At 61.2% G+C, this 7,515-nt stretch carries 9 protein-coding genes; 7 read left to right on the forward strand and 2 right to left on the reverse strand.

Translation table 11 applies throughout. From position 1 onward, the window contains the following. The coding region (locus HX846_RS22105; RefSeq protein WP_178966095.1) for an imelysin family protein at positions 1–1,218 on the forward strand (1,218 nt) is incomplete at its 5' end. 264 nt (positions 1,219–1,482) lie between these two features. Beyond that, positions 1,483–2,937 (forward strand): TrkH family potassium uptake protein, encoded by a 1,455-nt coding sequence (locus tag HX846_RS22110; RefSeq protein ID WP_177022247.1) that lies wholly within the window; start codon positions 1,483–1,485, stop codon positions 2,935–2,937. Here the strand turns inward: HX846_RS22110 and HX846_RS22115 are convergent. Further along, positions 2,894–3,949 (reverse strand): AraC family transcriptional regulator, encoded by a 1,056-nt coding sequence (locus HX846_RS22115; protein WP_003212986.1) that lies wholly within the window; start codon positions 3,947–3,949, stop codon positions 2,894–2,896. The genes HX846_RS22110 and HX846_RS22115 overlap by 44 nt on opposite strands. A 161-nt stretch (positions 3,950–4,110) precedes the next feature. On the opposite strand from HX846_RS22115, the gene HX846_RS22120 reads away from it, so the two are divergent. Both HX846_RS22120 and HX846_RS22125 read left to right on the forward strand, forming a co-directional pair. Continuing rightward, positions 4,111–4,422, forward strand: a complete 312-nt coding sequence (locus tag HX846_RS22120) for a DUF962 domain-containing protein (RefSeq protein WP_003212984.1) — start codon at positions 4,111–4,113, stop codon at positions 4,420–4,422. Between the two features lie 33 nt (positions 4,423–4,455). Then, positions 4,456–5,040: an HD domain-containing protein gene (locus HX846_RS22125; RefSeq protein WP_003212982.1), complete on the forward strand. Its 585-nt coding sequence runs from the start codon at positions 4,456–4,458 to the stop codon at positions 5,038–5,040. On the opposite strand, the gene HX846_RS22130 is transcribed toward HX846_RS22125, so the two are convergent. Then, entirely contained in the window at positions 5,037–6,311 is a 1,275-nt protein-coding gene (locus HX846_RS22130) for an MFS transporter (protein WP_052024259.1), read from the reverse strand. The two genes, HX846_RS22125 and HX846_RS22130, sit on opposite strands and share 4 nt — an antisense overlap. A 362-nt stretch (positions 6,312–6,673) precedes the next feature. Here HX846_RS22130 and HX846_RS39685 point away from each other — a divergent pair, with 362 nt between their 5' ends. The 3 genes from HX846_RS39685 to HX846_RS22140 form a co-directional block, all read left to right on the forward strand. Beyond that, positions 6,674–6,802: a hypothetical protein gene (locus tag HX846_RS39685; protein WP_003212978.1), complete on the forward strand. Its 129-nt coding sequence runs from the start codon at positions 6,674–6,676 to the stop codon at positions 6,800–6,802. Between the two features lie 74 nt (positions 6,803–6,876). Then, positions 6,877–7,050 carry a hypothetical protein gene (locus HX846_RS22135; RefSeq protein ID WP_008430977.1) on the forward strand — a complete coding sequence of 58 codons (174 nt, stop codon included), beginning with the start codon at positions 6,877–6,879 and terminating at the stop codon, positions 7,048–7,050. 86 nt (positions 7,051–7,136) lie between these two features. Beyond that, positions 7,137–7,515: MFS transporter (locus HX846_RS22140; protein WP_372242008.1), on the forward strand; the 379-nt coding region annotated here is incomplete at its 3' end.

The following is a 7,515-nucleotide window of genomic DNA, read 5'->3' on the forward strand; positions in this document are numbered from 1 at the left end:
GCCCCGGCGGCTGCCCCGGCAGGCCAGGTAGACGAGGCCGCCGCCAAGGCCGTGGTCGCGCATTACGCTGACATGGTGTTCGCGGTGTACAGCGATGCCGAGTCCACCGCGAAAACCCTGCAAACCGCGATCGACACTTTCCTTGCCAACCCGAACGACGACACCCTGAAAGCGGCCCGTACCGCCTGGATCGCCTCGCGCGTGCCGTACCTGCAGAGTGAAGTGTTCCGCTTCGGCAACACCATCATTGACGACTGGGAAGGCCAGGTGAACGCCTGGCCCCTGGACGAAGGCCTGATCGACTACGTCGACAAGACCTACGAACACGCCCTGGGCAACCCTGGCGCCACCGCCAACATCATCGCCAACAACGAGATCCAGGTCGGCGAAGACAAGGTCGATGTCAAAGACATCACCCCGGAAAAACTCGCCAGCCTGAATGAGCTGGGCGGTTCCGAAGCCAACGTAGCCACCGGCTACCACGCAATTGAATTCCTGCTCTGGGGCCAGGACCTGAACGGCACCGGCCCGGGCGCCGGCAACCGTCCAGCGTCGGACTACATGACCGGTGATGGCGCCACTGGCGGCCACAACGAGCGCCGCCGCACCTACCTGCGCGCCGTGACTCAACTGTTGGTCAGCGACCTGGAAGAAATGGTCGGCAACTGGAAGCCCAACGTCGAAGACAACTACCGCGCCACGCTGGAAGCAGAACCTGCGACCGATGGCCTGCGCAAGATGCTGTTCGGCATGGGTAGCCTGTCCCTGGGCGAGCTGGCCGGTGAGCGCATGAAGGTTTCCCTGGAAGCCAACTCGCCGGAAGACGAACAGGACTGCTTCAGCGACAACACCCACAACTCGCACTTCTACGACGCCAAGGGTATTCGTAACGTTTACCTGGGTGAGTACACCCGCACCGACGGTACCAAGATGACCGGCGCCAGCCTGTCCTCCCTGGTGGCCAAGGCCGACCCGGCGGCCGATGAAGCGTTGAAGGCTGACCTGGCCTCCACCGAAGCGAAGATCCAGGTGATGGTGGACCACGCCAACAACGGCGAACACTACGACCAGTTGATTGCTGCCGGTAACGACAAAGGCAACCAGATCGTACGTGACGCCATCGCCGCATTGGTGAAGCAGACCGGTTCGATCGAACAGGCTGCTGGCAAGCTGGGCATCAGTGACTTGAACCCGGATAACGCTGATCACGAGTTCTGATCAGTGCCGCGTTGAATGAGGCGACCTTCGGGTCGCCTTTTTTGTGCCTGCCCTCCAAGCTCCATCAACCAGCACAAATCTCCTGTGGGAGCGGGCTTGCTCGCGAAAGCGGTGGGTCAGCCAATGCATCCGTTGACTGATACACCGCTTTCGCGAGCAAGCCCGCTCCCACACTTGATCTGCCACGTCTCCAACGCCCCCCCGGTTTACTTGCCCTGCACCGCAGGTAGAATGGCGCCTTTCCTGTCACCCCGAGCGGACCTCATGGCGTTGCCGACCTTACGGATAATCGGTTTCATTATCGGCATCTTCCTGATCACCCTGGCGATCGCCATGGTCATCCCCATGGCGACCCTGGTGTTTTTTGAACGCACCAGCGACCTGCCGTCGTTCCTCTGGGCCAGCCTGATTACCTTTATCGCAGGCCTGGCGCTGGTCATCCCCGGCCGCCCGGAACACGTGCACCTGCGCCCGCGGGACATGTACCTGCTGACCGTCTCCAGCTGGCTGGTGGTGTGCATCTTCGCCGCACTGCCGTTCCTGCTGACCCAACACATCAGCTACACCGACTCGTTCTTCGAAAGCATGTCGGGCATCACCGCCACCGGTTCCACGGTGCTCAGCGGCCTGGACACCATGTCCCCGGGCATCCTCATCTGGCGCTCGCTGCTGCACTGGCTCGGCGGCATCGGCTTTATCGGCATGGCGGTGGCGATCCTGCCGCTGCTGCGCATCGGTGGCATGCGCCTGTTCCAGACCGAATCCTCCGACCGCTCGGAAAAGGTCATGCCCCGCTCGCACATGGTGGCGCGCCTGATCGTGGCGGCGTACGTGGGCATCACCATCCTCGGCAGCCTGGCGTTCTGGTGGGCCGGGATGGGGCTGTTCGATGCGATCAACCATGCGATGTCGGCAATTTCCACCGGCGGGTTTTCCACTTCCGACGAATCCCTGGCCCACTGGAAACAGCCGGCGGTGCACTGGGTGGCCGTGGTGGTGATGATCATGGGCAGCCTGCCGTTCACCCTGTATGTGGCCACGATGCGTGGCAACCGCCGGGCACTGATCAAGGATCAGCAGGTGCAGGGCATGCTTGGTTTGCTGGTGGTGACCTGGCTGGTGCTCGGCACCTGGTATTGGTGGACCACCAATCTGCATTGGCTGGAGGCGCTGCGCCACGTGGCGGTAAACGTCACTTCGGTAGTCACTACCACAGGTTTTGCGCTGGGGGACTACAGCATCTGGGGCAATTTCTCGCTGATGCTGTTCTTCTACCTGGGCTTTGTGGGCGGTTGCTCCGGCTCCACGGCTGGCGGGATCAAGATCTTCCGTTTCCAGGTCGCCTACATCCTGCTCAAGGCCAACTTGAACCAGTTGATTCACCCGCGAGCGGTGATCAAGCAGAAGTACAACGGCCATCGCCTCGATGAAGAAATCGTGCGGTCGATCCTGACCTTCTCGTTTTTCTTCGCCATCACCATCTGCGCCATCGCCCTGGCCCTGTCATTGCTGGGCCTGGACTGGATGACCGCGCTGACCGGCGCCGCCAGTACCGTGTCCGGCGTGGGCCCGGGCCTGGGTGAAACCATCGGCCCGGCCGGTAACTTCTCCACCCTGCCGGACGCTGCCAAGTGGATCCTGTCATTCGGCATGCTGCTGGGCCGACTGGAGATCATTACGGTGTTTGTGCTGTGCATTCCGGCGTTTTGGCGTCACTGACAGGCAGCTCATGCAACCGCGCCCGGTACTCGCCGGGCGTGGCATCGAACCAGCGGCGGAACGCACGAAAGAAGTTGCTCGGGTCGGCAAACCCCAACAGGTAGGCAATTTCCAGCAGGGTCATGCTCGGCTGCGCCAGGTATTGCTCGGCCAGTTCGCGGCGGGTGTCGTCGAGCAAGGTCTGGAAACTCGTGCCCTCCTCCTGCAAGCGGCGCTGCAAGGTGCGCTGGGACAGGTGCAACGTCTGCGCAACCACTTCACGCTTGGGCTCGCCCTGGGGCAGCAACCGGCATAGCACCTGCCGCGCCTTGTGGGTCACCCGGCTCTCGGAAAACCGCGCCAGGTACTCCCCGGCAAAACGATCGTGCAACAACGCCATCGCCTCGTTCGCCGTGGGCAACGGCGCCTCCATATCGGCCCGTTCGAAGATCAGCGCGTCATAGGGCGCGTTGAACACCAGCGGTGCATGGAAGGCTTGTTTATAGGGTGCCAGGTCCGCTGGCTGATCGCCCTGCACCAGCACCTTGCGCGGTTGCAACGTGCGCCCGGTCAGCCAGCCGCATAACGCCAGGGCACTGGCCAGGGACGCTTCGGCACTTTGCCGGGTAGGCGGCAGGTGGTCGCCGTGCACCGTCAGAATCAGCGCATAACCTTCGGGTAACAGGCGGAAACTCAGGTCGGCACTTTCAGCAATGATTCGCTGGTAACGCACCAGCCGCATAAAACCTTCGGCCAGGGTATTGCTGGACATCAAGGCGTAGCCGGCCACATGAAACGATGCCGGGCGCACCACCTTGCCCATGTTCAAGCCAATCGCCGGGTTGCCCGACAGCTCGACCGCGCGCTGCCAGAGCCGGGTCATGGAGTCCTGGGGGAAGCGTGCATCCGGGTCATTCAGCGCGGCGTAATCCAGGCCAAGCTGCTTGAACAAGGCACGGCAATCCAGGCCGTCCATTTCCAGCGCCTTGACTATCCCCATCGCCCAGCTTGCAGAAGTCGTTCGTTCGCTCATGGCGTTTTCTTAACAAGGAAGGCTGAAACGACAGCCAGGAATCCGAAGGATACTAAAGTGGCATCTATTGTCACTGGCTGTTACCACTGATGACTCTAGACTCAAATAAGCTCCCCGCCGAACATCTGTCGGGCAGAACAATAACCAGAGGGCCGACCACTGTGGAAAATGCCAGGCAATTCAACAGCTTCGCCGATTTCTACCCGTATTACCTGAGCGAACACGGCAACAGTACGTGCCGTCGCCTGCACTTTATCGGCACCAGCCTCGTTATCTTCATTCTCGCGTTGGCGATCGGCAAAGGTGCGTGGTGGCTGCTGCTGGCGCTGCCGGTGGCCGGCTACAGCTTTGCCTGGATCGGCCATTTCTTCTTTGAAAAGAATCGCCCGGCGACCTTCCAGCATCCGCTGTACAGCCTGTTGGGGGATTTCGTGATGTACCGCGACATGATTCTGGGCAAGGTGCCGTTCTAGCCCCACGCTTGAAGAACAATAAGAGAGGCTTTGATGAACCAGCAGGCCCGCTTCACCCATATGCAGGATGGTACCCAGGAAGACTGGGCGATCATCGCCAAGGATTTCAGTGCTTACGCCCGGCAATTGCCAAGCCGGATCCTGGCGCATCTACGGCTGCTGGAGGGCGACTTCGGCGGCTTCCCGGTGGACCGCCTGACCCACTCGCTGCAAACCGCCAGCCGCGCCTGGCACGATGGCCGGGATGAAGAGTACGTGGTGTGCGCCCTGCTCCACGACATCGGCGACACCCTCGGTTCCTACAACCACCCGGACATCGCCGCCGCGATTCTCAAGCCGTTTGTGAGCGCCGAGAATCTGTGGATGGTGGAGAAGCACGGGATCTTCCAGGGCTACTACTTCTTCCACCACCTGGGGATGGACCGCCACCTGCGCGAGCAATTTGGCGACCACCCGCAGTACCGGCAAACCATCGAGTTCTGCGCGCAGTACGACGCGGCGGCGTTCGACCCGGCCTACGACACCCTGCCGCTGAGCTTCTTCGAGCCGATGCTGGCGCGGGTGTTTGCCCAGCCGAAGAACTCGCTCTACAAGGCGGCGATGGAACGCCAGGGTTAAACCGGCAGCAATGTGCCGCCGTGACCGGTTTGGGTGGCTGGCTCCGGATCTTTGACGATCTCCCGGGCCACCATCAGGATCACGATGGCCGCAATGATGTCGAAAATCGCCAGCACCACAAACAGCGGGCTGTAGCCGACCTTGGTCACCAGCACGCCGAACACCGCAGTAAACGCCGCAGCCCCGATAAACCCGCACATCTGCCCGCCACCGGTGGCGGTGGCCACGTCGTTCTTGCCGAATGAGTCCGAGGCGATGGAAAACAGTGCACCCGACAAGGTCTGGTGGGCGAAACCGCCGACACACAGCAGGGCAATCGCGGTGTAGGCACTGTCCACCAGGCCGATGCACGCCGGGCCGATCATGCACAGGCAACCGAACAGCATCACCAGCTTGCGCGAGGTGAACAGCGAGACCTTGAAGTAGCGGTGGAACAACGGGCTCAGGTAGCCACCCAGCACACAGCCAATGTCGGCGGCCAGGAACGGCAGCCAGGCGAACAGCGCCATTTCCTTGATGTTCATGTGCCGCTCGGTCATCAGGTACAGCGGAATCCAGGCATTGAACGTCTGCCAGGCCGGCTCCGAGAGCATCCGCGCCGAGGCGATGGCGAAAAAGTTGCGGCTCTTGAGGATGCGCTTCCAGCTGGCTTTCTTCTGCACGCCTTCCTTGAGGTGGGTTTCCTGGCCGGCCTCGATGTACTCACGCTCGGCCTGGGCCAGCAGGCGCTGGTCACGCGGGTGCTTGTACAGCAGCAGCCACAGCCCGCTCCACACCAGGCCGATGCCGCCAACGATCAGGAATGCCAACTGCCAGCCGCTGTGCAAAATCGCCCAGACCACCAGTGGCGGCGCCAACAACGCACCAAACGACGAACCAAAGTTGAACCAGCCGATGGCGACGGAGCGCTCCTTGGCCGGGAACCACTCGGTAATCGCCTTGACGCCGCCGGGGAAGCCCGCCGACTCCGTCAGCCCCAGTGCGCCACGGGCCACTGCCAGGCTCTGCCAACCGGTGGCGAATGCCGCCAGGGCACAGACTACCGACCAGGAGATGGCGAAGATGGCAAAGCCCATCTTGGTACCGATCGCATCGATCACATAACCGGCGATCGGCTGCATCAAGGCGTAGCACACCTGCCAGGCAACAACGATGTGGGAATACTGCTCAGTGGAGATGCTCAGGTCGGTCATCAGCGTGGGGGCTGCGACTGAGAGCGTGTTGCGGGCCAGGTAGTTAATAATCAGGCCGACCGTCATCAGCCCGACCATCCACCAACGGATGCCTTTGATTTTCATCGCTTCACCTTAATTATTTTTAGATTTGAGGCGTACGTTCTGCGACCGAGCGCATCCGTATTACGGGCGCTATAAAACTGTAACGTCATATGTCGTCATACAACTGTTAGCGTTATATTCAGTCAGCAGCACGATGTCAATCCGTTGCAGGCGATGTTGTACGATGACAATCGACACCCCTGTGGCGCCACGTCACTTGCGCGGCGGGATGAAGACGCGTTCATTTTCTGAGATAAAATCTTTCTGTCATTTACAGTGCTGTATCCTGCACAGGCTTTTTGAACGCGCGGAATCACCTGCGATTGATAAAACAGATCTTGCGAGGAGCGACGACGATGCACGAAATCCCTAATCTCCCCTTCCCAAGCCTGCACGAAACTGAGCAGCCAACCCCGCAACAGGCCGGTGCCACCAAGCCCGAGCCCAAAGAGGCAAAACCGGTCGACCGCAAGAGCGAAGACTGAGAGCCGTACCCAGACCGTGTGGAAAGCGTGACATTGCGCGCTTTCCACACCGCCTGAACACCGTGAGCCCCGCCATGACCGACACCACCCCCGATACCGCCCTGCTCGACACTGCCTTGCACATGGTCGACGTATGGAACCGCCTCACCCCGGAAAAACAGGCCCTCCTGCTCAAGCGCTTCGGCACCCAGGAAAACGCCCTCGCCGCGTTGGTAACCACGCAACTGCTCAACCCCGCCGATCGCTAAAAGTTTGCTTTGCTGCCCCCGCACGCGCCCAGCATCGGTATCATAAGCAGCCTATCTTTTCCTGCTGCGACAGTGGACCTCTCCCCATGCCAGATACCCAGCGCCCCATGGCGGTCACGCTGCAAGTCGTTTCCATCGTTTTGTTCACCTTCATCGGCTACCTGAATATCGGCATTCCCCTGGCCGTGTTGCCTGGCTATGTGCACAGCGACCTGGGCTTTGGCGCCGTGATCGCGGGCCTTGTGATCAGCGTGCAATACCTGGCCACTCTGCTGAGCCGGCCCTATGCCGGACGCATCATCGATAATCGCGGCAGCAAGCGCGCCGTCATGTACGGCCTGGCCGGTTGCGGGTTGAGCGGCGTGTTCATGTTGCTCTCGGCGTGGCTGTCACACCTGCCGGCGCTGAGCCTCACCAGCCTGCTGATTGGCCGCCTGGTGCTGGGCAGCGCTGAAAGCCTGGTGG

The organism is Pseudomonas sp. K5002 (assembly GCF_013386655.1).
Classification (GTDB): domain Bacteria; phylum Pseudomonadota; class Gammaproteobacteria; order Pseudomonadales; family Pseudomonadaceae; genus Aquipseudomonas.

Coding starts and splice junctions, on each gene's coding strand:
- HX846_RS22115 (WP_003212986.1), bottom strand. CDS start 3,949: ATGAGCGAACGAACGACTTCTGCAAGCTGGGCGATGGGGATAGTCAAG.
- HX846_RS22110 (WP_177022247.1), top strand. CDS start 1,483: ATGGCGTTGCCGACCTTACGGATAATCGGTTTCATTATCGGCATCTTC.
- HX846_RS39685 (WP_003212978.1), top strand. CDS start 6,674: ATGCACGAAATCCCTAATCTCCCCTTCCCAAGCCTGCACGAAACTGAG.
- HX846_RS22135 (WP_008430977.1), top strand. CDS start 6,877: ATGACCGACACCACCCCCGATACCGCCCTGCTCGACACTGCCTTGCAC.
- HX846_RS22130 (WP_052024259.1), bottom strand. CDS start 6,311: ATGGTCGGGCTGATGACGGTCGGCCTGATTATTAACTACCTGGCCCGC.
- HX846_RS22125 (WP_003212982.1), top strand. CDS start 4,456: ATGAACCAGCAGGCCCGCTTCACCCATATGCAGGATGGTACCCAGGAA.